Annotated in this window: 15 protein-coding genes; all 15 read right to left on the bottom strand. The window is 31.3% G+C overall.

All coding sequences use genetic code 11. The annotated features are described in order from the left end of the window. Nucleotides 1–370 precede the first annotated feature (370 nt). Nucleotides 371–1810, bottom strand: a complete 1440-nt coding sequence (locus tag GFJ94_RS11405; RefSeq protein ID WP_153201638.1) for an MFS transporter — start codon at nt 1808–1810, stop codon at nt 371–373. Beyond that, a complete protein-coding gene (locus tag GFJ94_RS11400; protein WP_153201637.1) occupies nt 1803–4790 on the bottom strand; it encodes a cellulase family glycosylhydrolase in 2988 nt (995 codons plus the stop codon). Before GFJ94_RS11400 ends, GFJ94_RS11405 begins: the two co-directional genes overlap by 8 nt. 81 nt (nt 4791–4871) lie before the next feature. Further along, nucleotides 4872–6335, bottom strand: a complete 1464-nt coding sequence (locus GFJ94_RS11395) for a hypothetical protein (RefSeq protein ID WP_153201636.1) — start codon at nt 6333–6335, stop codon at nt 4872–4874. A gap of 22 nt (nt 6336–6357) precedes the next feature. Beyond that, nucleotides 6358–7803: a hypothetical protein gene (locus GFJ94_RS11390; RefSeq protein ID WP_153201635.1), complete on the bottom strand. Its 1446-nt coding sequence runs from the start codon at nt 7801–7803 to the stop codon at nt 6358–6360. 77 nt (nt 7804–7880) lie between these two features. Continuing rightward, nucleotides 7881–9101: a T9SS type A sorting domain-containing protein gene (locus GFJ94_RS11385; RefSeq protein WP_153201634.1), complete on the bottom strand. Its 1221-nt coding sequence runs from the start codon at nt 9099–9101 to the stop codon at nt 7881–7883. Between the two features lie 30 nt (nt 9102–9131). Beyond that, complete coding sequence (locus GFJ94_RS11380) at nt 9132–9488, bottom strand: hypothetical protein (protein ID WP_153201633.1); 357 nt, start codon at nt 9486–9488, stop codon at nt 9132–9134. A 279-nt stretch (nt 9489–9767) separates the two neighbouring features. Then, nucleotides 9768–11429, bottom strand: a complete 1662-nt coding sequence (locus GFJ94_RS11375; protein WP_153201632.1) for a sulfatase — start codon at nt 11427–11429, stop codon at nt 9768–9770. After that, nucleotides 11429–13192 carry an endo-1,4-beta-xylanase gene (locus GFJ94_RS11370; RefSeq protein WP_153201631.1) on the bottom strand — a complete coding sequence of 588 codons (1764 nt, stop codon included), beginning with the start codon at nt 13190–13192 and terminating at the stop codon, nt 11429–11431. Before GFJ94_RS11370 ends, GFJ94_RS11375 begins: the two co-directional genes overlap by 1 nt. Before the next feature lie 13 nt (nt 13193–13205). Continuing rightward, on the bottom strand, nt 13206–14711 hold the full coding sequence (locus tag GFJ94_RS11365; RefSeq protein ID WP_153201630.1) for a sulfatase: 1506 nt from the start codon (nt 14709–14711) through the stop codon (nt 13206–13208). A gap of 4 nt (nt 14712–14715) precedes the next feature. Then, nucleotides 14716–16278: a sulfatase gene (locus GFJ94_RS11360; protein WP_153201629.1), complete on the bottom strand. Its 1563-nt coding sequence runs from the start codon at nt 16276–16278 to the stop codon at nt 14716–14718. Between the two features lie 66 nt (nt 16279–16344). After that, complete coding sequence (locus GFJ94_RS11355) at nt 16345–18042, bottom strand: sulfatase (protein ID WP_153201628.1); 1698 nt, start codon at nt 18040–18042, stop codon at nt 16345–16347. 3 nt (nt 18043–18045) lie between these two features. Further along, nucleotides 18046–19677: a sulfatase gene (locus GFJ94_RS11350; RefSeq protein WP_153201627.1), complete on the bottom strand. Its 1632-nt coding sequence runs from the start codon at nt 19675–19677 to the stop codon at nt 18046–18048. Nucleotide 19678: 1 nt separating this feature from the next. After that, entirely contained in the window at nt 19679–22024 is a 2346-nt protein-coding gene (locus GFJ94_RS11345; RefSeq protein WP_153201626.1) for a glycoside hydrolase family 3 N-terminal domain-containing protein, read from the bottom strand. A 10-nt stretch (nt 22025–22034) separates the two neighbouring features. Further along, nucleotides 22035–23585: a RagB/SusD family nutrient uptake outer membrane protein gene (locus tag GFJ94_RS11340; protein WP_153201625.1), complete on the bottom strand. Its 1551-nt coding sequence runs from the start codon at nt 23583–23585 to the stop codon at nt 22035–22037. Between the two features lie 10 nt (nt 23586–23595). Further along, entirely contained in the window at nt 23596–26742 is a 3147-nt protein-coding gene (locus GFJ94_RS11335; protein ID WP_153201624.1) for a TonB-dependent receptor, read from the bottom strand. Nucleotides 26743–26774 lie beyond the last annotated feature (32 nt).

The following is a 26774-nucleotide window of genomic DNA, read 5'->3' as shown; positions in this document are numbered from 1 at the left end:
TTATCCCTGAGCACAAATTGAACACTATTTTATAAACGACAGGTGATTTTTGGTCTCAAAACCCAGGTGAAGAAAACACATCTACACAACAGAACGCATTTCAAACATGAATATCAATTTTGTAGAAACCTATATTATTCGTTTTTAGTTAATTATCTAAGCGCAACAAAGAGATTGAATCCCAAAACATATTATTAATTCTTAACAAGCCTTAAAAGTTATCATAATAATTAGAATTATAGAAAACACATTCAATTCTCTTTATTTGTTAATTTCAAAAAAAATCTCTCTTAAAAACTTATTTTAAAATAAAAGTCCTAAAAAATCAATTAAGACTTAATAGGACTTGTCATATTAGTAACTTATATAATTAATGCCCTCCACCTTTGGCAGCAATCTCTAAAGCAATATTTTGCTTGGTAAATATTTTTTTTATGTAAACTGCATAAAATGCCAAATAAGCAAAACAGAACACCCCAACAATATAACTAAAGTGAGTTGAAGTTATATCAGCAACTGCTCCTTGTAACCAACTTATAATTCCACCTCCCATAATCATCATAATAAGAAAATTACTCCCCTGTGTTGTTTTATTTCCTAATCCAGTTATGGCTAGGGAAAAAATGCAAGGCCATAATGTAGAGCAAAATAATCCTACACTAATAAAAGCGTAAACGCTAATCATTCCAGAAGTTAACATTCCAACAATTAGAGAAAAAATCCCTAAAACGGAGAAGATAAGTAGCATTCGTGCTGGATTACCTTTACTTATAATGTCGGCAAAAATTAAAACAAAAATTAAAACTGGATAAACATAAAAAGGCTCTAAATCTTTACCTGCCAAAGCACTAGCTATTAAGAAAACCCCAAATGCTAAAAATGGTAAAACAAACTTCAAAAATTTTAATATGGTCTTATTTGACGAAAAAACTTCTGCAGCACCAGTCCATCTACCTATCATTAAACTCGCCCAATATAAAGAAACAAATGGTGCAATATTACTAATTGACATTCCCAAATCATTTTCCAAATAAGCAGGCATGTTACTTGCAGTTGAAACTTCTACTCCAACATAAACAAAAATAGCAATCATCCCTAAAACCAACTGAGGATAACTTAGTGCAGACTTTCTAGATTTAGATTCAGCATTTTCTACAGATGCATCATCATTAACCTCATTTGGTAATTTAGAAAATTTCAACATAATTGCAACCAAGGCAAATGCTAAGCCTAAAATTAAATAAGGTAATTTAACTGTATTTAAATCAATAGCAGTTTCAGAATTTGCATCAGAACCAAATATTGCAAATGTCACAATTAGAGGCCCGATTGTTGTGCCAAAGTTATTTATTCCTCCCGCTAATGTTAATCTTTGCGACCCAGTTGAAGAAGAACCTAAAGCAATTGCTAAAGGGTTAGCAACGGTTTGTTGTAATGAAAAACCTAAACCAACAATAAATAATCCAGATAACATTAATGGGAAAGAATTCAAATTAGCAGCTGGATAAAATAATAACGTTCCTAATGCTGAAATTAATAATCCCAGCGCCAAACTATTTTTATAACCCAACCTTCTAACAATATCTTTTTTTGAAACAAAAGAAATTAACATATACAATAGGGCTCCAACTGTGTATGCAACATAAAAAGCAACTGACACTAATTGACTTTGCCCTTGCGATAAATTAAAAGCTTTTTTAAAAACAGGAATTAATATATCATTACTAGCTGCTACAAACCCCCAAAAAAAGAAAACCGTTACTAATGGCAAAAACTGCCCCCATTTTGTACTATTATTTGAATTATTCATGAATTAGTTTTTTAAAATACGTTTTAGAATTTGAAATTATTTTTACTATATAAACACCTTTATTTAAATGATTTGTAAAATAGCTATTATCTTGATTAATAACATTGATTTTTCTACCATCTAAAGCATATAACTCTACAGAATCTATTGAATCATTAGATTGAATCCTAAAGTAATTATTGCTTGGATTTGGATAAATCACGAAGTTTTTATCTGAAATAAACTCAGAATTACTCAATGTTGAATTTGACATTGAAAATTCGTCAAAAAAGTAACTTCCTACGTATTTACCACAAATAATTTGAAATTGAACTTCAGTTGTGTTAGTTGGAATAACAAAACTAAAATTATAAGGAGCATAATTTGAGGAAAGTTGAAAAGCTGGAGAGGTAATAAATGTAGCTGATCCATTTACAGTGCATTTAATTCTAAACCTAAATTCTTGATTGTTATCCGCTTTAGCAAAACATGTAACTTCATAATTATTATTAATTAAAAATCCAGAACTTACTAACTCATTAGATAAAATTACATCGTTAAAAGCACTACCACTAGTTGTTACATCAATTTGAATTGTATTGGAATTAAGATAACTATCAACTGTATAAGCGTTATTTATTTTTGCAACTGACGAACTATTTGTAGCTAATGTCCAATTGTAATCATAATTACATTCTACATTTGCGTTCTCAATAAACTCGCTTGAAGTACAAGCACTTCCTAAAACGGCATTTCTAACATCTTTTACCCATGAGGAAGTTGATGTTAAATAAACCGTTTTACCTGCTTTTTCTCCAGCATCCCATACCGCAAAAGCGAAACCTTTAGATCTGGCATAATTTGCAACAAATTGATGAAAAAATCGTCTAGAAAATTCATCTGGACCACCATACAGACCAACAGTTTGATCAAAATAATCAAAGCCATTTACATTATCTGCTCCAAATTCACCTAAGAAAATGGGAATGTTTTTTTGAACTGACCAATTGTAAACCTGATCAAATTCGTTTTGAATTTGTGTCTGATCAGCTAAAGTTCCCCAATCATTATCGGTTTCATTTTGACTTCCTGAACTTGTAAATGCTCTTGGTCGGTAATAATGAAAAGTGGCAATTAAATAATTATCCGATTGTATAAAGGCATCTGAAAGTTGCAATGGTGCTTCAAATGAATTTTGTCCTCCACCTGTAACAATAACACATCTGGTAGGATTAGTACTTCTAATTAAGCTTACTATTTGCGTATTAATATCAATAACTTGCGAAGCACTCATACTAAAAAATGGCTCATTCATTATTTCAAATAAAACGGAATCAGGCTTAGTTTGAAGTCGGTTAGAAATATCTCTCCAAATGGCTTTAAACCTATCGATTCGAGCTAATCTATCATTTCCAGTTGCATAATAAGAACTGGAGCTATCAAAACTTTCCCAAAACCAATGATCGCCATGTACATCAATTATCGCTATTAAATTTCTAGCAATACACCAATCTACAATTTGTTCAATGCGATCTAAATAAGTAGTGGAAACAGTATAGTTGACTGGAGAACCAATATAATTGCCCAATCCATCCGTGTAAGTTACACTACTCAAAGGTGTTGTTTGATTATCAAATCGAATAGGAATTCTAACGTGTTTGAACTTCAAACGCGCAACATTATCAATATACTCTTCAGTGAGTGGGCTTGCCCAATCTCCTTCATAAGGCGCACTTAATATGTTTCCAAGATTAATTCCTGTCCCCATATTAGCAACTATTTGGTGTGACGTTAATGCTGAAGTTATATAGTTTATATCAACTTGATTAGAACTATTTGAAATATTAAATGAGCGATCTTGTGCTTTGATAATATAACTATAGTTGTTACTTACCTGAATGGCAGTATCTGAATAATTTGAAACACGAACTTCATCTGAAAGCAATTCAAAAGGGCCATTGTTTACTGAACGATACACTAAATAAGATTCAAAAGCATCATCTATAACATCATCCCAATTCAGGTTAATTTGCGTTCCATATGCACTAGCCGATAAATTTAATGGAGCATTTGGAGGAGTCGAATCTAAAACTGAATAAAAATAAGTATTACCAATAACAAATTCTCCAGTATAAACCTCAAAACCAGCAGCAATACTTTTAATCCATAAATCAGATTGTGCAACCTTTGTATCAAACAAAATTGATTCTTGTGGATTTAATGAATTTGGTTTCAATTCTAATCCTTTATCAATAAATATTTTTAAAGAATGATCTAAATTTGGGATTGGATTTGAATTATCCATTGGTATAAACTTAATATGCACTTTATCGTTCTTGTGATAATCTGGGTCTCCTATAGGGTAATCATAAAATTTATAACGAACAGCCCATTGATATAATATACCATCTAAATATAAGTCAAAAGTTTTTAAACTATTATCTAAATTTCGAGCAAAATACCAATATTGACCATTATTTAAATTTGGCCTATCAGTAAATGTATCTTGCTCATAGCTTAATAGTTGAATAACTAAATCAAAATCTCGATCTTCTTCTATAGGCTCTTGAGTAGGACTTGTAGAATCAAAAATAACATTAATAGTTGCCCACCATTTATCGTCTAAATCATTACCATTTTGTTGAAAAACTTTCCATTTTAACCTTAAATTATGTTGCAAATTTTGAATTTGTAAAGGCATTCCAGAGGCTGATAAATTACCTTGAGAGTAAGTCCCATTTGATTTAAAACCTCCTATTGTACCTGATGGATATCCTTTAAATCCACTACCACCGGGGTTAATAAAATTAAAAGTAAAGACAGCACCATCATTATCTATTAAACTAGAATTATAAGTCATTAAACAATTTTGATTCCAAAGAGGATTTGTTAAACCAATATTATGATTTGGCTTAATCAATGTGTTGTATTCGAGAATGTTTGTTACTTGCGAAAGTGCAGAATAACTTATAAAAAATAGTAGGGTTAGTTTTTTAATCATTTTATAGACTTATATTTTTTTTATAATTATACCCAACAAGTAACTATATTAATTTATATTTTTTAAGGCCTTAAATCAATATTATCGAATCGACAAATAAACGCTTTCGATTTCCATAGAATGTCCAGCTGTACTGTTTCTACCATTCAAATGAATCGCTAATGCATTCAAATTGGTAATTGTTACTTCATTTGAAACCAATACCCCACCAGAACTTGTATTCGTGAAATTTGTAAATGCACCACTACCTGCTAAAACAGTACCTGAATCATCTACCAACCTAAACACTTGTGAAGTCCCAACTCTGTTTGTGTATTTTATTATTACTCTTACTTTAATAGATCCAGTAGCAATATAATCTACCGGGTTAATTGATGTTGTAATATTACCCAAATTGATATTACCTCCATTATTATTAAAAAGAAAATTTGTATCATCTAAATACATAGGAACATGCGAATAGTTACTATCTGTATCGTTATTTCTCCAATCTAAAACTTCTGATCCATTTGTATATAAAACTTGAGTTGCTGCTGGTGCGCTAGTCGGAAAAGTATATTCTTCATTGAATTCTATTGCTCCACTTTTCAAAATTTTAAGAGCATCATGACGTGTGGCAGTACTTGTACCATTACCAATCACAAAAATCCTATCAGTCGCATACATTTTTTGTTGACTATCAACATTTGGCGTTCCACTGGCATCTGTTTTTGCTGGATTTTTTGAGAAAGTTCCAACTGCAATTTCATTAAATGTATTTGGTCTGTTATTATTTCCAGATGCAAATGAATTATAACCCGAAGCGGTATTTTGTAAACCAGAAGTTACTGCGTTATTTCCTGATGCGGTATTAGAATTTCCTGTTGCAAATGTTGCATTATCACTTGATGTATTACCAAATCCGAATGCACTTGCATTTACTACAATAGTAGTATTGTTTTCATTAGCAGTAATTACTCTTCCTCCTCTTGAAATATTATTTCTACCAAAAGCGGCAGAATAGTTACTTATATTAGCATCATTAAATTCGGTATTAGAAGCATAACCAGCTCTCAAAGAAGATTTTCTTGGATTAAAGAAAAACCTTGTACCAGCACCCATCAACTCAGTATCTACAAGTGCTCCAATACTAAAAGTTCCTGAAACTCTCAATCCATCTGTACCTTCAACTTTCACAGCTCCGGCATCAGCAATAATAGTTCTGCCTAATCCAGGACCGCCTTTATCGTAAGCAGCATCTAAAGTACCTCTTCTAAAAATTAGATTCCAATTTGTTCCATCAAAATAATACGGTCCAATACCGTTTCCATCTTTTATAAGATTGTTCGTATTCCAAACCAAAAGACTTGTTTGTGGATTTAAAATGGGTGTTGTTATTCCAGAAATACTATCCAAGCTAACTCTTGGAAGCAAAAAACCCTTATCAGTAGATGATATATCAAGTACTGAGGAGTTATCTGGATTAGCTGTATTAATACCTACATTTTGACCAAAACTAAAAATGCCAAATAGTAATACAACTAAATATATGAATATTTTTTTCATAATAGTACATTTATAGTTTTAATTATTGGGTACGAACCATTAAATAAATGTTAGCAATTGTCATACTTCCACCTCCAGTATTTCTACTGTTTACAAATAATTCATAGGTATTTACCCCTCCATTCCAATTTTTCCATTCACTCTCATACACACCACCTGTTGTAGTAGTAGTATTAGTCCATGTATCTGATTCTGTTACGATATTAGTACTACTACCACTATCTGCAACGACTCTAAATTCATTATCAGAAACAGTACCACTTACAGCGGTATAACGAATCATTAATTTTACCTGAACATTCCCACCACTATTATATGTTGATGGAATAACAGCCGATCTACAGCCAGGAATTAAAGTAAATCCTCCTCCACTTGTTATTTGTGTGACATCTGCCGCATACAAAGGAATATTAGTAATATTTTTTGTGTTTTTTTGATCTTGCCAAGATAAATTTCCTAATCCATCGGTTACCATAACTTGATTAGCTGCTCCGTCTAATAAAGGAAATGTATATCTATTATTAAACTTAACTCTACCATCTTTAAAAACTTCTATTGCATCTTTTCTATTTACTGCTCCATCTCCATAACCAATAGAAAATATTCTATCACTCGCATTAAAAGCAGTTAAACTATTAGGCACATAATCTGTATTAAATGAACCAAAAGCAATTTCTGAAAATGATCTTGCAAATAATTGTCTTCCTATAGCAGCTGAATTATCTCCTGAAGCTAATGAATTTGATCCAGCAGTAAATGAATTTCTACCAGTTGATTGATTGGTGTTTCCAAGTGCAATACTTGCTTCTCCAGATGCAAGAGTAAATTTTCCAAATGCAGCAGCATAAGTTCCTGAAGCTTCAGTATCTTCATTTGCAGCAAAAGATGACAATCCAGTAGCTCTTGTATTTCTACCAAAAGCCGCAGAATATTCTCCAACATTGGCATCAACCCAATAGTTCAAACTATCATATCCAGCTCTAAAAGCCGATTTTCTAGGATAGAAAAACATTTGGGTAGTATATGGGGACGCTTCTAGTAAAGCACCACTTCCGTGTGTTCCAGTAACCCATAAACCATCGGTACCATCGATACGAACTGGTTTAGCATCTGCTATAATAACACGACCAGCACCAGCACCACCTTCATCATATGCTTGATCTAAATTATTGTTTGTATTGGAATTAATTGAATACCAAATAGTACCATTAAAAAAATAAAATCCAACTCCAGAACCTCCAACAGTTGCCGCATTTGTATTCCAAACCATCAATCCTGTTGCAGGAGCATTAATTGGAGATGTTGTATTCGAAATATCTACCAAACTAACTCTTGGAACAAGAACACCCTTATCTGAAGAAACGACATCTAAAACTGCGGTAGCATCTGGGGTAGTAGTACCAACTCCAACTTGTGAAAAATTAGATTGGGAAACAAAAAATATAGTGAAAAGTAACAATTTTTTCATAGTTGTGTTTTTATTAAACCTACCATATTAAAATAATTTAATATGGTAGGCATGTTAGTTTTTATTTCATCAAAAAATTATTTCTTTATAAATTTTATAGTTGAAACTTTATCAGCAGTTTGTACTTTTGCTAAGTAAATTCCACTATTTAAGTCTGATATATTAATATTATTTGATACCATTTGAGATTTAACTAATTGGCCTGTTAAGCTATAAATTTCAACTTTTTCAATTTCAAAACTAGAATTTACAAAAATTTTATTTTCTGCTGGATTTGGATAAACATAAAAATCTTGAATTAAATTATTTGATTCTTCAGATAATGGTGAACTATTATTATTAATAACTATTCTATCAATTTCTAAAGTACCAGCATCAACAGTAGTTGGAACTTCTACTACTCCATCATAATAAGTTAAAACCACACTTAGTTTTCTAATATTGCCTGTCCAATCTGGTACAGAAGAAGCATCTATAATCATCTCTCCTTCGGCCCCATTTAATAAAATATTTTGATTAGGAAATGTTTTTTGAACTACATAAGAATCTGTTGGACTAAAATAATTAACTCTTAAACTATTATTAACAGTTGAATTATTTTTATAAATAATATGTATGAATTTATCCGTTGCATCAATAGAGTAATAATTATTAATAATTTTAGCATTAATTCCTCCATTTGGCGTAACAATTAATTTTCCACCAACCAATGAAACAGATGTTCCATTAGAGGCATTTGTTTCTCCCACCCAGTTATCTTCAATATCAAAAATATGATCATTCTTAATAACATCTGTCATAAATTCAATTTCATCAATTGCAATAAATTGTGATGTTGCCCAAGAACTTGTTCCAGGTTTTTGAAATCTTAATTCATAAGTACCTGCCATTCCAGTACCCCATGTAATACCCGTTAAATCAATAAAATATTCAGTATTTACAGCGCTATTAGGAGTAATAGATACTGATTTATTTGCTCCAGCGGGATTTGTAGCATCTGCTCTAAAAGTCATTGTTTCAACAACAGAACTATTTGTAAGTTTTACTCTTAAAAACTTATAGTTAATCAGCGGTGTATTAATATTAGACACCAAATTTTCAAGTGAGAAAAAATTATTAGTTGTAGTCGTACCGGTTACACTTAAATGCAAATTACCCGCCGTAGTTCCAGCTGCAGCAACCACATATTGTCCAGAACCTTTTTTTGTCCAATCCTGATTTGAGGAAGTGAAATCCCAAATTTGGGAAAAAGTTAAAAAAGGAACCGTTAGTAATAATAGTAAAGTAATTTTCTTCATAACATAAAATTTAAAAGTTAATGTTTTTGCTTATTTTTCTTTTTTGCTTGCATTGAATGCTTTTAAGCTAGCTTTTTGTTCTTTTGTTAAAACCGTATCAAAGATTTTTTTTGAATATAATTTGTTTAACTCTTTTATTTTTTCTTTCTGTTGTGTGTCATCAGCAACTTCTTTTTTGACTTTCTTAATATCCTTCAGTTTTTCTAAATAGATTGCTGTCAAACCTTTCTCTTGTTCAGCTGTCAATTCTTGGGCATTTGCAGAGGATAGCTTTTCTTTCATTTCTTTAACCTGAGCATTAGCCTTATCTTCTAATTTTTCTTGAGCATTTACCGAAAAAGAAAATAGAATAACAAATAATACTGTAATGATTTTTATTTTTTTCATAATAATTAAATTTTAGTTGTTCAAAAATAACTATAACGAAATAGTTTATGGTGTACTAATTATCTATAAAGGTTTGAAAATTGTCACAATACCTCAATTACGCTATTTTATTATGATTATTTTTTTATTTAATATAATTTATGACTGTAATTTTTAACAATAACACATCTAAATAAAACAATAAATTACAATACTATAAAAAAGTAAAATACAAAAAAATCTCCTACTTTTAGTATATAAAATTCTAAACGTAGGAGATTTAAAAAAGTAAAAAATTAATTAATTATATTCGGAAATTTCACTTTCTTCAAAACCAATTCTATCGGCTTTGGCTAATAATTTAAAATTTGAAGGAACAACAATTGGCGCTACAAATAGTTTCCATTTGCTGTTGTTTGTGATTTTTTCCTTCGAATCTCTTGGGACTAAAAGGTAACTAATTGAAGCGCCTTCCGTTTGAGATTTCAATACAATCTTATTTCCTTTTATATCTATTTTTACGGGATTTGTTTTAGGTTGTTTCCCATTTGGCCACATTTTTTGAATTAAGTCGGCTTCATAGTATTTTCCAAAATCGATTTTTGATATAAATTGCTTTTGCTCTAAAATTCTCAATTCTTTTAGTTTATTAGCATATTTAGGATTAGAAGCCAAATTATTCAGTTGAAATGGATCGTTGATACAATCGTACAATTCTTCATCAGATTTTGGTTGAAACCAATGATTTTGAGAAGTATTCAATTGATTGTTCTCTTTGTTTTCCATTATACTATGCATCATTGGAATATTGAAACGATACGAAACGTTTTTATATTTTGGCAATTCAAGATGGTAATTTTTAACATATAAAAACTGTTTATCTCGAACAATTCTGATTCTATCGGTGAATTCATCAAAACGGTCTGATGTGGCGTAAATTACTTCTCGTTCTTTGGCTTTGAAATTTCCAAGAAACGCTTGTCCGTCCATATATTTTGGAGGTTTTATATTGGCTAAACTCAACATTGTTGGAGCTAAATCGGCAAAGGAAACCAATTCTGAAGTTCTCCCTTTTTTTTCTGCATTTGGAAAACGAATCATAAACGGAACTTTTAACCCCGAATCGTAAATTTCGCGTTTTTGTCTTGGCAAAGGTCCACCGTGATCACTGTAAAAGAAGATAATAGTATTGTCATACAAACCATCTTTTTTCAATTCAGCAATAATTTTTCCTACTTGAATATCTAGTAATTCAACATTACTATACAATCGAGCCAAATCATTTCTAATTATATCATTATCTGGATAATAATCCGGCACAGGAACATCTTTTGGATGTACAGTTAAAGGCAAATCTTTGTTCAACCAAATACGACTTTCATGTGTTACTTCAAAATTAAAAACTGAGAAAAATGGCATTCCAGATGGTGTATTTTTCCAATGAGCTTTTTTACTATTTTCATCCCAAGCAGATTGTGGTGCAGCAAATTGATAATCGGTTTTTTGATTGTTGGTACAATAATAATTATTAGCTCGAAGATATTCGGTAAAACATTTTACATTTTCTGGAATTACAGCCGAATATTCTCGTATTAAATTACCGTTTAAATCATGAACTAATTGTCCTTTAGGATCATAAACCGTATCTTTATATTTCAAATTTCCCCATGATTGAATATCCCTTCCTGTTCGCATGTGCATGGTTCCAATGGATGATGGCAACATTCCTGTTATAATAGCCGAACGACTTGGTCCGCAAACAGGTGTTGTGGCAAAAGCATTGTCATAAATTAAACTTTCACTTGCTAAAGCATCGAGATTAGGAGTTTTTGCTGTTTTATCACCATAAAAAGAAAGAATAGGACTAATATCTTCGCAAACAATCCAAAGGATATTTGGTTTTTCTTGAGCTTGTAAAAAACTCACTAAAAAGCTAAAAACTACAGCTATTCTATATCTCATTACTGCAAATTGATTTTTAATTTGTTCGTTTCATTGGGTAACACATCAAAAGTTCCGTTGAACGTTTTTCCTTCGTGTTTTAGTGTGAATTCGTAAGTTCCATAAAAACCTTTTTCGGTAATTAAACCATTTTCAGTTGTAGTATTTTTTGCAGAAGTCATCCATTTTTGAAACACTAAGTCCTGATACGCTTTCCCCATTTTGGTTAACTGACAATTTTCATCAACCAAGGCTGCTTTTGGATGCATAGGTGCATAAAATCCCCAAAATAAAAACTCTTTAACCGCAGGATTTGAAAACGCTGCAATCATGTAATCACGTGTATATTTGGCACGCAATTCATCGTCATCCATAATGTCAATTGTGAATTCGGAAATCGAAATTTCTTTGTTTAATGTTGCAAAACGATTTAATATTTCGATGACTTTTGCCGGCGGTGTTACATCGGTTCCAATGTGACTTTGCATCGCTAAACCATCAATAGCTCCATTGGTTTCTTTGTCAATTTCTTGTATAAAATTATAGTACCAATCTTGCTTTTTAGTATTGATTCCACCACCACTAATGATACCGTATTCGTTGATGTATCTTTTAGCATTTGGATCTAATTCTTTGGCTTTTTTAAAGGCATCAAACAGCACTTCATCTGAACCTAAAACAGTTTGAATGTCTTTATTCGTGTACACTTCGTTTAAAACGTCCCAATGTGATATTTTACCTTTAGTTTCGCCTAAAATGTTTTTGTAGTGTTCACTAATAAGTTGATCTATTTTCTTTGGATTCGCTTTATTGTTCTCATAAACATCAGGTAAATAATTAAATCCCGGCCAAAGTAGTACGTGACCTTTTACTAAAATAGAATTTGCATTTAATTTTTCGATTGCAGATAAAGTTGCAGGTCTACTTTTAACGTTTTTCCAACGTTTAGCCTTCAAATCGTTTTCAAAAACTACACTATTAAAAAGTTTTTTTACGGTTGCAAAATAGGTTTCATTTGAGTTAATTTCATCAGTAGAAACGGCAGTTCCAAAACGAAAATGATGTTTGGTTTGCTTGATTTCGACTTGTGCATTTGGCAATGGTTTTCCATCTTTATAAAAGAAAAGGGAGAAGTTACCTTTGCGGTATTTTTCAATATTTTGTTCTGCCTCAATCCTCCATTGTGCATTTTCTTCCATTCCTGGATACGTAATTTTGGTAAATGGAAGTTTTGAAAAATCAGTAGTTTCTGGAAAAACATACAATTCAATATCTTTAATTTCAAAAACTTGAGGTGTATATCCAAATTGAAGTGCAAAAGTTGTTCCTTCTAAATCTTGAGAATGAGGTGCTTTAAACGGAATATAATAATCTTGCCAATTTGCTGATAAACTAACCGATTTAGAAGCTACATCTTTAGGAGCAGCCGATTCAGTTTGTCTAAAAAGAAAATTAACTTTTGATTCATTAGTTTCTAAACTAGCTTCAATACTTTTCGCTTTAAAAACAATCAACAATGGTTGACCACTATTAATTTTTTTTGCTTTTAAAGGAATTCTTACACTTAAATTATAAACACCATCGGGTTTTGAAATGGTAATCGCCTTATGAATGGTTTGACCTTCTTGAATTTTCGTTTCAAAACTACCAATGTCTTTAGTTAATTTAAGATTAGTTAATGCCTTTTGATTGACTACTTTTTCTCCAAGTTTTAGAATTTCTAAATCTTGAGAAAAAGTAGCAGTTGTAAAAAGCAATAATATTGTTGCTAAAATTTTATTCATTTATTCTTTGTATTTATTGCTTTTCAGCTTTTTTTGCAGCTTTTCTTTCTGCCTTTTTAGCATCTTTTTTAGCTTGTTTTTTTAGAGACACTTCTTCTCCACCACTTTTATGGTTAGCTTTCATAACAATTTTACTATCGCTTTTCCATTTTTCTAATTGAGCAAGCATCTCTTTTACTTTTTCAGGCATTTTAGCAGACAAATCATTTTTTTCTGAAATATCTTCTTTTACATTATATAATTCTAGTTTATTTGATTCAACAAACTGTAATAATTTAAAGTCGCCAATTCTAATTACAGAAGTTTTATCGTCTCCAGTTTGAGTAGGTCTAGCTTTATATGAATTCCAATAAACGGTTCTATCAGTCCATTTCTCTTTACCTTTAATTACGTTTTTGAAACTTTTTCCATCAATCCCATTTACTCTTTCTTGTAAAACATAATCAACTAACGTAGGAAAAACATCCATTCCTAAAACTACAGATTCAGTATCAACTTTTGCTTTAATTTCTTTAGGATAATGCACCAATAAAGGAACTTTAATACCACCTTCATACATCCAACCTTTTCCAGCTCTAAAAGGCGCATTTGATGTAGGAATGATTCTGTTATTTTTCCCTTTTGTAGATAAACCACCATGATCAGAAGTTAACACTATAATAGTATTTTCGTACAAACCATTTTCTTTCAAAGCCTGAATTAATCTACCTATATTTTCATCTGTATTTTCAACTAAACCAGCATATGTAGGCTCGTTTTGTCTCATTCTTGTAACTCCATTACCTTCGGTTACATATTCTGGAGTAGTGCCATAATCAAACGCATCAATCTGTTTCTTATTTCTTTCAACATCTTCAGGTTTTGCTTCTATCGGTGTATGAACAGCATAAAATGCTAATACTCCAATAAATGGTTTTGATTTATTATCTTTCATATAATCAATAGTTCTTCTTGTTAGTGCATCAGAAAGAAATTCTCCTTCTTTAGCATAAGCCTGAACATCTTCAATTGGAGCTTTTTCGCCTTTAGTTCCAGCAACTCTTTTTAAATTATAAGGATAAAAATGAGTATCGGTACCTCCAGCATCACCTGCTGCAAAAGATTCTTTAAAACCATAACCTTTAGGACTACTTTCTTCGGTACCTAAATGCCACTTACCTACGTAAAAAGAATTATACCCTGCTTTGTTAAATTTTTTAATAAAATTTTTATCTTCTTTAATTGCTCCTAAATTACCATGATCTTCATTTACAGGATATGTTCCTGTCATAATAGCATAGCGAGAAGGCACACATCTTGGATAACTAGAATAGGCGTTTTGAAAATCTAAACCTTCTTTAGCAAGTTTATCAACGTTTGGTGTTTGGTATATTTGAGATCCATGTCCACTCATATCTTTAAATCCCCAATCATCAACTATTACAAAAAGGATATTTGGTTTTTTCTCTTGAGCGTTCACCCCAATTGATAAAGCTATTAAAACCAATAGCAAACTAGATTTAATTAAATTTGTTCTCATATTACTATAAATTATTGTTTTTTTTGTTCAATGTTTGTAAATGTTTGACTAATTTTTCATGTAAAAGTTTAACAAGTTCAGAATAATTTTTATCCTTGGCTAAATTAACTGTTTCCAATGCATCTTTTTCGTAATCATATAATTCGATATACTCTATATTTTGATCTTTATATTCTTTAGATGTGTTATATCCATTTTTATGCCATTCTGTATAACGATATTGTTCAGTTCGTATAGAATATCCCATTCTGTCACCATGACGTGGATATTGACTTAATGCAAAATCTTTTTCTACACTACTAAATTCATCTAAATCTAAAATATTTTTTAATGAAATTCCGTCAACATGTTTTGGAAAATCTAATCCAACTAGTTCAAATAATGTTGGAAAAACATCTAAAAGCTCAACAGGTTGATTTACAATTTTATTCTTACTGATATTTGGACCTGAAAAAATTAATGGTATTCTGGTTGCCTGTTCAAAATTTGAATGCTTGTTCCACATCGTGTGATCTCCAAGATGATAACCATGATCACCCCAAATTACAATAATTGTATTTTCACTTAAATTATTTTGTTCAATAGCATCCAAAATTTTTCCTAATTGAGCATCAACATAAGAAACACATGCCATGTAACCATGAATAAGCTCTTTTTGTTTTTCTTCGGGAATTAATTTTTGATTACTATAACTATTATCAATATCATTATATACTCTTAATTCGCCAAAATTATGATAAAGAAAACTAGGTGTTTCAGGTATTAATTTTTGAAATTTTTCTAATGCAATTGAATTTCTATCATATAAATCCCAATATTTTTTTGGTGCATTAAAAGGAAGGTGAGGTCTTGAAAATCCTATAGCATAAAAAAATGGTTGTTTCTTTTTGGCTAATTTTTTTAAATTATCTACAGCTTCTTTCGCATATATTCCATCTTCATATCCTTCGTCAGACACAACGGAGCTCTCCGTAGAAATCATCAATTTTTTAAATGCATAATATTCTATAGCCTCTGGATCTTTTAGTCCCGATTTTTTGGCTTCTTGCATGTACTTAGCAGACAATTTATTAATACTGTCATTGTAGAACAATCTGAATGCTGGTCTTCCTTTTTTCTTATCTTTTGGATTATTTAATTTATAGGGAGTTGACCAACTCTTAGCATCATGACCTGGAGCACAAGAACCATCATGGTAGATTTTTTTACCCGTAATTTGTGTATAATATCCTTGATTTTTTAAATATTCAGGCATCGAAATTAATTGTGGAGCCGACTTTCTAAAATCGGTTTTTAAATCCCAAACTTTGTTTTGGTCAGGATAAGTACCTGTCATAACACTTGTTCTTGAAGGACCACATACCGCTTGTTGCACATGAGCATTAGTGAACATTACTCCTTTAGTTGCCAACCTATCAAAATTAGGAGTTTTCATTTGGGCATAGCCATAACAATTTAGTAACGGCTTTAAATCGTCAAATGCAATAAATACAATATTATACTTATTGTTTTGACTAAAAACAATGGTAGAAAACAGTATGAAAATTGTATTTAAAAATTTTAACATCTACTAATTAAATTAAATAAGAGCATGTTTTTCTACATGCTCTTATACTTACTTATAAAGAACTTCTTATTCTTGAGTTTTCTTTTTATTTTTTCCTCCTTTTTTAGGGGTGTTATTATCCTTTTTTGCACCTTGTTTTTTATTTGCTCCTACTCCTTCTTCATCACCACCTTCTTTAGGTTTTTTTTCATATGCAACAGCAGGTGTTACTTTATTTCTTTCGTAAATATGATTTACTTTAGATTTTACTTTTGCTTGTAATTCATCTACAAGCTGCTTGTTTGAAGCATCTTTAGCATGATTTTTTGTTTCAGTAGGATCTGTTTTAAAATCATATAATTCTACCGCAACAATGTTAGACGCATCATAAGGAGTTGAAGCATTGTAATTATTGCCATGCCATTCTGTATAACGGTATCTTTCTGTACGAATAGAATATCCCATTATTTTACCATTTTGACGTGGATATTGGCTTAAAGCATAATCCACTTTTAAATTCGTTTTTGGATCATTATCTAAAACTGGTACAAGCGATTTTCCATCGGTTTGTGTCGATTGTTTTACACCTGCTAATTCAAAAACAGTTGGAAATAAATCGATTAATTCTACAGGTGTAGTTACTTTTTTCCCTTTAGTAACACCAGGTCCAGAAAAAATAAATGGTATACGAGTTGCTTGTTCAAAGTTTGAGTGTTTGTTCCACATAGTATGATCACCTAAATGATAACCGTGGTCTCCCCAAAGAACAATTACTGTTTCATTAGTAATTTTTAAACGATCTAATTCGTCTAACAATTTACCCAATTGTGCATCTACATAAGATACACAAGCCATATATCCATGAATCAATTCTCTTTGTTTAGCTTCTGGTAATGGCTCACCAAGTTTGGTATTGTTATCGATATCAGTAAACGCTCTTAATTCGCCAAATGTTTGATAAGCAAAATCAGGAGTGCCGTCTATTAATTTTTGATTTGGTGCCAAACTAATTTTACTTCTATCGTATAAATCCCAATATTTTTTAGGAGCAACAAAAGGAAGATGCGGTTTTTGGAACCCAACACCCAAGAAAAAAGGTTTTGCCTCTTTTGCCAATTTATCAAGTCTTTTGATTGCTTCTACTGTATAAATACCATCTTGATAAGCTTCATCTGAAACATCTGCAGATTCAGTACTTGGTTTTAATTTTTTAAAAGCATAAGTACGTTGCTGACCAGGTTTTTTACCTTGTGCTTCAGCTTCCTTCATTAAACGGTCATGTTCTGCTTTTGTGGCAGGATCTTGATAATATGAAAATGATGGTGTACCATATTTAGGATCAAAATTTTCTGGTAGTACATGAGGAATACTCCAACTTTTTCCATCATGACCTGGAGCAGTTGATCCTTTGTGGTAGATTTTACCTACAGCAGTAGTAGTATAACCTTGAGAAATTAAATACTCAGGCATAGAAACTAAAGTGGGTGATGATTCTCTAAAATCGGTATGTAAATCCCAAACTTTTGTTCTATCAGGATAGGTACCTGTCATTACAGAAGCACGAGATGGTCCACAAACAGCTTGTTGCACTTCTGCGTTTTCAAACATAACACCTGATTTAATCAAGCGATCAAAATTTGGCGTTTTCATTTGGTTTTCACCATACGCATTGATTAAAGGTTTTAAATCATCAACTGCAATGAATAAAATATTCTTTTGTTTTTGTTGTGCCAATGAGACAGTAGCAAATAAGAATAAAAACCCTTTTAAAATATATTTTTTCATAAATTATTTTTTTCCGTTAATTATTGAATTCACATCATCATCTCCATTACGTTCAATAATTGAGCCAAAGTCTTTATCTGTGATTATTCTATATTCGTCTAATGATAAATCATTTCCAGCTTCTACCATTAAACCTTTTAATTGTTTTTTCAATTCTACAATAACATCTTTATATTTTGGATCATTAATAGCATTATTCATTTGCATTGGATCTTTTTCTAAATCATAAAACTCCCAAACATCAATATTATAGTAAAAATGAGCTAACGTATATTTCTGTGTTCTGATTCCATAATGAGGTTGCACATGATGCCAATATGGAAACTCATAATAATGATAATAAGCCGCTTGATTCCAATTTTTAGGGGTTTTGTTTAGAAGTAAAGGTTTAAAACTTACTCCTTGTAACTTTTCATCCGCTTTAATATTTGCTAAATCTAACAAAGTAGGTGCAAAATCAATATTTCTTACGATATCATTATTCACAGTTGAAGGTTTAACCATTTTTGGATAACGCACTATAAAAGGCATTCTAATGGTTTCTTCATAAATAAAACGCTTATCAAAAAAACCATGTTCTCCTAAAAAGAATCCTTGATCTGAAGTTAAAACTACTACCGTATTTTCTGTTAAATTATTATCGTCTAAGTATTTTAAAACTCTACCTATATTATCATCAACAGACTTAACACAAGCCAAATAATCTTTAATATAAGTTTGGTATCTCCATTTTCTACCTTCTTCAAAAGACATACCTTCTGGAGTAACAATTTCTTCATTTTTAGTACCATAAAAATTCCATTTCACTAAATCTTTCCCTTTTAATGAATCTGGAGCTTTTAATTTCATATCTTTTCTACTAAAATGCTCCATTGTTAATTCGGTATCTCCAGCCGTTTTTTCACGACCAACATAGTTATCGTTAAAATTTGATGGATAAGGCATTTCGATATCATCCCACAGTTTCTCATATTTTTTGTCTGGTTCCCAAGGTCTGTGAGGTGCTTTATACTGAAGTATCATCATGAAAGGCTTAGTTTGATCTCTTTCAGATTCTAACCAATTCATTGCAAAATCAGTGGATAAATTAGTTGCATACCCTTTGAACTTTTCGTCTTTACCATTTACATTATAAACTGGATTCCAATACAAACCTTGTTGAGCACTTGCGCTATGAAATTTAAAAGTATCAAATCCAACAGGATTCGTTCCTAAATGCCATTTTCCAAACAAACTAGTTTGATAGCCATTCTTTTTAAATTCTTGTGGGAAAGTCCATTGTTTCTCATTAAAAACACCTCCATATTCGTTTTTATAATAGCCGTTTACATGAGCATATTTTCCGGTAAGGATACAAGCGCGACTAGGACCACAAATTGCATTGGTACAAATAACGTCATTAAACAACATTCCTTCCTTTGCTAATCTGTCAATATTAGGCGTAGGAGCGATATCTTTGAATAATCCGCCATAAGCACTTATCGCTTGCATAGTCAAGTCATCGGCCATGATGTAAATTACATTTGGCTTTTGCGTATCTTTTACAACAGAAGTTGTTGAATTACATGAAGCCAATAAAAGTAAAGCTAATGTAAAGGATACTGGTTTATGAATTTTTCTGATGAATGTAAACATCTTATTTTTTTAAGTTAATTCTGTTGGCTACTTTAAATTTTGTTTTCTTCAAAGATTTATCATCTGATGAATTTCCTACCATAATTGTAAAATCTCCTGGCTCAACACCATAATTGAATTTTAAATCATAAAAAGCTAAACTTTCAGCCGTTAATGTTAACGTTACAGTTTTAGTTTCTCCAGCCTTTAAATAAACTCTTTGATATCCTTTAAGTTCTTTTACAGGTCTTGTTGCAGAACTTATATCATCTTTAATGTACAACTGAACTACTTCCTCACCTGCTACTTTTCCTGTGTTAGTAACTTCTACAGTAACGGTTACTTTATCAGTAGCATTATTTATAGTTCCAGTAACTTTTGGTTCAGAAAAATTGAAATTAGTATAACTTAATCCGTAACCAAATGGATATAAAGGTGTTTTTGCAACATCATGATACTTGTGGAAAAATTGAGATGGTTTGTGGTTGTACACCATTTGTAATTGTCCTACACTTCTAGGAAAAGTCAATGGTAATTTACCTCCTGGATTATAATCTCCAAATAAAGTTTCAGCAACCGCTTGACCTGCAAAACTTCCCGATTCCCATGCAAATAAAGTAGCATTTGCATTTTTTTCAATAGTTGGTTCCGAAATTAAACTTCCACTAACATAAACAACAACAACTTTTTTACCTGTTTTTTTAACTGCATTAAACATTTCTAACTGTCTTCCTGAAAGTTGTAAAGTAGAACGATCTATATTTTCACCAGTTGTTTTATTTGGCCAATCGTGACGGAAAGAATTTTCACCTAAAACTAAAACTACAACATCAGAATTTTTAGCTCCTTCCACTACACTATTAATCTGTTCATCAGTAATTTTCTTTGAATTTTCAGCCACTTTTGAATAAGAAACCTCAAAACCTTTTTGTTTTCCTAACGATTGAATACCTTCATAAACTGTAATCACTTTATCATCAGGTTGTGGTTTAACCCAATCACCTAAAGTAGTTTGATTATTAGCATTTGGACCCGCAACAAATATTTTTTTAGTAGTTGAAGTCAATGGTAAAATGCCATCATTTTTAAGTAAAGTCATCGCTTTACGAGCACCTTCTAAAGCACTTGCTTGATGTTCTTTAGTAAATACTTTCTTATCTTTATTTTTTACATCAACATACGGATTTTCAAATAAACCTAATCTGAATTTAGCTTCTAAAATTTTAGCACAAGCGTAATCTACTCGCTCTACTGGTAATTTTCCTTCTTTAACTAATTCTAAGACATATTCGCCAAATTGAGGTCCGTGCATGTGCATATCCAATCCTGCTTCTACAGAAAACAAAGTAGCTTCTTTAAAATCTTTTGCTGCGTTGTGTACAGAATAAATACGCTCTACATCATTCCAATCACTAACATAAAACCCTTGAAAACCCCATTGATTTCTTAAAACTTCAGTCATTAAATGATAATCCATATGACAAGGAATACCATTAATTTCGTTGTGAGCTGTCATGATAGAAAACACTTTTCCTTCTTGAACTGCTTTTTTGTATGGAGGCAAGTGCATTTCTAACAACGTTCTTTCAGAAACGTCTGTAGGAGCTAAATTTAAACCGTTTATAGATTCTCCACCACCAATTAAGTGTTTCGCACAAGCAATAACTTTTTCAGTTCCTGTAAAATCACCTTGTTGGAAACCTTTAATCATTTCAGTTCCCATATTTCCTACTAAGAAAGGATCTTCTCCATAGGTTTCACCTGTTCTTCCCCAACGAGGTTCTCTTAAAACATCGATATTTGGAGTAAAGGCCCAGTGTGAACCCGTTGCACGCATTTCTTTAGCAGATTGTTTTCCACAGTCATAGTTTAATTTATCTTCAAAAGTCGCAGCCATAGATATTGGACTTGGATAAATGGTAGCACCTCTATACAATCCATTACCATGAATAGCGTCAATTCCAATTAAAACTGGAATTTTCAGTTTAGATTTCATGGCTAAACTTTGAATATAGTTAGCTTCTTCAGCAGTAACAATATGCAACATTGAACCAATTTTTCCTTCTTTTACAAGATTGGCAATGTCGTCAGATGTTTTTCCTGGGTAGAAACCACCATCATCTCTTTTCTTAATTTGCTCAGCCGTATATTTTGCTTCGTTTTCTTTGATATGTTCTAATCCAACATATTGACACATTTGAGCGATTTTTTCTTCAAGTGTCATTCTGCTCATCAAGTCTTTTACTCTTTCCTCAATAGGTAATTTTGGATTTAAATATGGTGGTTTTTTCTCATTTGAAATAAATGATGAAAAAATTAGCGTTGCAACAAATAAGGCTAAAACTATTTTTATACTGTTCTTTTTCATATATTTTATTTTAATAACCAGGGTTTTGATCTGATGGTGACATATTATTATTATTAGCAATTTCTCTATTCAAGATTGGCAATAACATTGCTCTATCTGTTGTAGGATATAAATAATCTGAATTCCCTACATTGATTGTTGGGTGTGAATTATGAGGAATAATAGTATTGTTTAAGAAATAATTGAAACCTCTTCTACGAGCATCAAACCAATCTTGACCTTCACTTAACAATTCGTATTGGCGTTCTTTCATAATTCTATCTCTAAACTGATCTTGAGTCATTGCAGCCCAGTTTGTAGGTTGAGCTGCTGCCGGAACTGCAGAATTTCTTGCTCTTGTTAGTACTAGATTTACATATTGATAAGCGTTATCTGGGCCGTTTAACTCGTTTTCGATTTCGGCAAGCATTAATAATAAATCAGCATATCTAAACAATGTAAAGTTCTTTGCGGTAGTCGTTCCGTTATAAGATGTATCGAACCATTTTTTTATAACTGCAAAACCATTAGCTCCATTTCTTATAGTTGGATAAATATTTGTATTTCCTCCAGTTGCTCTTGGAAAACTACCCCAAATAAAAGTTGCTGCAATTCTTGGATCACCAGGATACTGTGTATTATGCTGATCATAAATTTCTTTATTAGGTCTTACCCATCCGAATGTATTAAAGCCAATATTAAAAGTACTATTAGATGGAGTATACATTCTAATTCTATCTGAATTTCTTATATTACCAAAATGATCGTATTGCAATTCAAATATAGCTTCTGCAGTGTTTTCATTCCAACCTGATGATAAAAACATATTACCATAATTAGGATGCAAACTATATTTAGTATAAACTTGAATTGCTTCATCATAAGCGTTTTGCCACAATGCTGGGTTACCACCATCTTCACCTGCTAGTTGCATGTATACTTTAGCTTTATAACCAATAGCTGCCCATTTTAAAGGACGATCTGATCTATAGTTTGAAAAATCTTCTGGCAATAGATCTTTAGCTCTATCTAAATCACTCAATATTAAATCATATACTTCGCTTTTAGATGCTCTTGGTTTGTTTAAATTATCAAGACTTGTAGGTTCATTTTTAATAGGAACGCCACCAAATAATCGTACTAAATCGAAATAAACAATACCACGAATTAAATAGGCTTGTCCTAAAACAAAATCTTTATTAGCCAAATTGCTATTTTCCATATTATCAATAACAATATTTGCTTGCTCAATTGTACCATACATTGCAGGCCATAAATCTTCTAACCATCTATTACTTGTTGAGCAATTTAAACCTGTAGCATCAGCAGTTACAGACTGATTTGAAAACATCCTGCCTGAATGTGGGTTAACCATACCATGCCAACTTGATCCATAATAACCAGGACCTGCTAATCTTGCATACAACCCATTTAATACTGTTTCTGCGCCTTCTTCAGTAGCAAACAATTGCTCAAGATTATATTCTGTGATTGGTTGTTTATCTAAGAAATCATCACAACTCACAAAACCTAGACCAGTAAAAAGGCCTAACACTATAATTTTTATAATTCTATTTTTCATGATGTGAATATTAAAAAGTTAAATTTAAATTGATACTATAGCTTCTTTGATTAGGAAAAGACATCCAATCGATACCTGTTCTCAACGGGTCTGAACTAAAACTATTAACCTCAGGGTCATAACCTGAATAATTAGTAAATAATAATAGATTATTTCCTGCAACAGAAATATCTGCAGAGCTAAAAATTGATTTCTTTGAAAGTGGAATACTATAACCCAAACTTACATATTGAAGACGTAAAAAACTTCCATCTTCTAACATTCTATCTGTAAAACCTAAATCATCATTTAAATCATAATTAATTCTTGGTTCGGAACCATTAGGATTTGTTGTAGCGTCCCATGCATTATAAAATGCTGATGATCTTATATTTTGAGTAGTTCCATCTGCATATGCTTCTCTAGCTAAATTACCATTAGCAATTTCATTTCCATAAACCCCATTAAATGCCAAACTTAAGCTGAAGTTTTTGTATTCTAACGTTGAACCGAAACCATATGTAAAATCAGGGTTTGGATCACCAATAACTGTTTTATCTCTATCTGTAATTAATCCATCTCCATCTTGATCTATAACTAACACATCTCCAAATTGTGGTGCGATACCATTAATTGTACCCGCAAGAGCAAGTTCATCTGGTGTGTTAATAATTCCATTTGTTTCGTATCCAAAAAACGAACCTGCAGGTAATCCTTGTGCATAAATATTGGCAAATGTTTTAAAGTAGTTACCACCAGATATTTCATTTCCTTGAAAAGCAATCAATGTTTGATCACCCCATTCAGAAGGAGATAATCCAAGTTTAACAATTTTAGTTCTATACATAGAGTAATTTGCATAAATACTCCATTTTAAATTATCATTTTTTATTACATCTAAATTTAAATTAACTTCAAATCCTTTATTTTCTAAAGTACCAACATTTGCAAGAATAAAATCATAACCATCTGACGGTGCTAATGGCATTCTTTGTAATAAATCCTCTGTACGTTTATGATAAAAATCAATAGACGTTGTTAGTCTTTTATTGAAGAATCCTAAATCTAAACCAGCATTTGTTTGATAGGTGGTTTCCCATGTCAATAATCTATTAGCTACATTTATTGGTACCATTGCAATTTCGCCACCATTATTACCTGGATATGGATTAGGATTAGCGCTATATGAACTTAAATACTGATAAGCTGGTGTATTTTGGTTACCCGTTGTACCCCAACCTAATCTTAATTTCATTTCATTTAATTTTGAAAAATTTTCTAAAAATTTCTCTCTATTTATTTGCCAAGCAAAAGCTAAAGATGGAAAATATCCCCAACGATTATCAGGATCAAATTTACTTGATCCATCTGCTCTAAAAGTTGCTGTAAAGTTATACTTGTTAGCCAATGTATAATTTACACGACCAATAAATGAAGCAATAGATTCTTGTGATTCATTATATCTGTATGGAGATATTACTTGTGCATTACGAATACCATCAGCTCTTAAATCTTTTATAGGAAAATCTGATGCGGTAACCGCTTTGCTTTTCAACATTAATTCTTCAAAAACAACCCCTACTGTTCCATTAATTCGATGGTTTTTATTAAACTTTTTATTAAACATTAATGTATTATCTACATTATATCTAAATCGTTCTAAATCGCTTATACCTGCTTCTCCATTTACTTGAGCACCTCTAAATAAAGAGGTACCATACCAAATTTTTCTTTCTTTTTTTCTGAAATCTACACCACCTAATACTCTATATTTAAAAACGTCGTTAATTTTATATTCCAATTTTAACGAACCTAATCCTCTAATTTCTTCCGCTAAATCATCATAGTCTTTAATCCATGCAAGTGGTCCATCAATAGCATCTTCAGGATCTACTCCAGATATTGCATTATCTATTGCATTTTCAAAAGGTACTGCACCAATAATTTGTCTTACCATATTATTATCTGAACCTCCTAAAAACTCTGTACCCTTGGAAGCTGAATTTTTTATTAAACTTATAGTTGCTTTAGAATCTAAAGTTAATTTAGTTGTTAAATGCTTTGAATTAGTTACATTTAAGTCTGTTACTTTAGAAAATGATCTTGGTATGATACCTTGATTTTCAACATGACCAATTGCATAATAAAATTTATCTCCATTTTTTCCTCCTGAAGCTGAAAATCGATGTGATTGGCTATATGAAGTTTTATATATTTCATCGCTCCAATTTTTTGGTGTTAAAACATTACCTGTTAAATCTGTTACTACTTTTGTAGCATCGTCTACAATATAATTAGTTGTAAATCCTTTTAAAATTCTAGATTGATTATTATAATTAGCATACTCATATCCATCTAAAACATCTATATCCCTAACAATTTCACCAATTCTAGTAGAACCATTATAACTAAATACAGTTTTACCTTCCTTACCTTGTTTAGTTGTGACTATAATTACCCCATTTGAACCTCTAGAACCATAAATAGCAGTAGCTGAAGCGTCTTTTAAAATTTCGATACTTTCAATATCTTTGGGACTAATTCCAACTAAACCATTTTGAGTAGCTAAATAGGTATTTCCTCCTTCTAATGGATCTACATTATCTTCTCCGGCAGAATTCACAATAATTCCATCTACAACATATAACGGCTGAGTACCCATACCTAAACTATTAACACCTCTAATTTGAATACTGATTGGAGATGTAGGTTCGAAACCATTTTGAGAAACTACAACACCAGCAGCTCTACCCTGTAAAATATTTTCAATTCCTTGAGATTGATTTTTTGTTACATCAGATGGTTTAATAGAAGTTATTGCCCCTGTAATATCTTCTTTTTTAACTTCACCATAACCAATAACAATTACATCTTTTAGTTGTTCAACATCTGGTTGTAAAGAAACTTTAATTTCTTTTTGATTTCCTACTGTGATTTCTTGGTTTTGGTAACCCAAAAAACTAAAAACAAGTATATTGTCTTTAGACGGAACCGAAATAATGAAATTTCCATCAAAATCGGCAATAACTCCTTTACTCGTATTTTTAATTGCAACTGATGCACCCGATAATGGTTGATTTGTTTCATCAACAATTGTTCCTTTAATAGTAATTTCTTGAGCATATAAGTTTTCACTTAGCACTACGAAGAAAAACATTAAGCTAATTAAATTTTTCATATGGTATGGTTAGTAAATTTTATCAAAATTAT

Source organism: Flavobacterium sp. LMO8 (assembly GCF_009495755.1).
GTDB lineage: Bacteria > Bacteroidota > Bacteroidia > Flavobacteriales > Flavobacteriaceae > Flavobacterium.
Note: the sequence above shows the minus strand (reverse complement) of the source record. Positions and strands in the feature narration are given on the sequence as shown.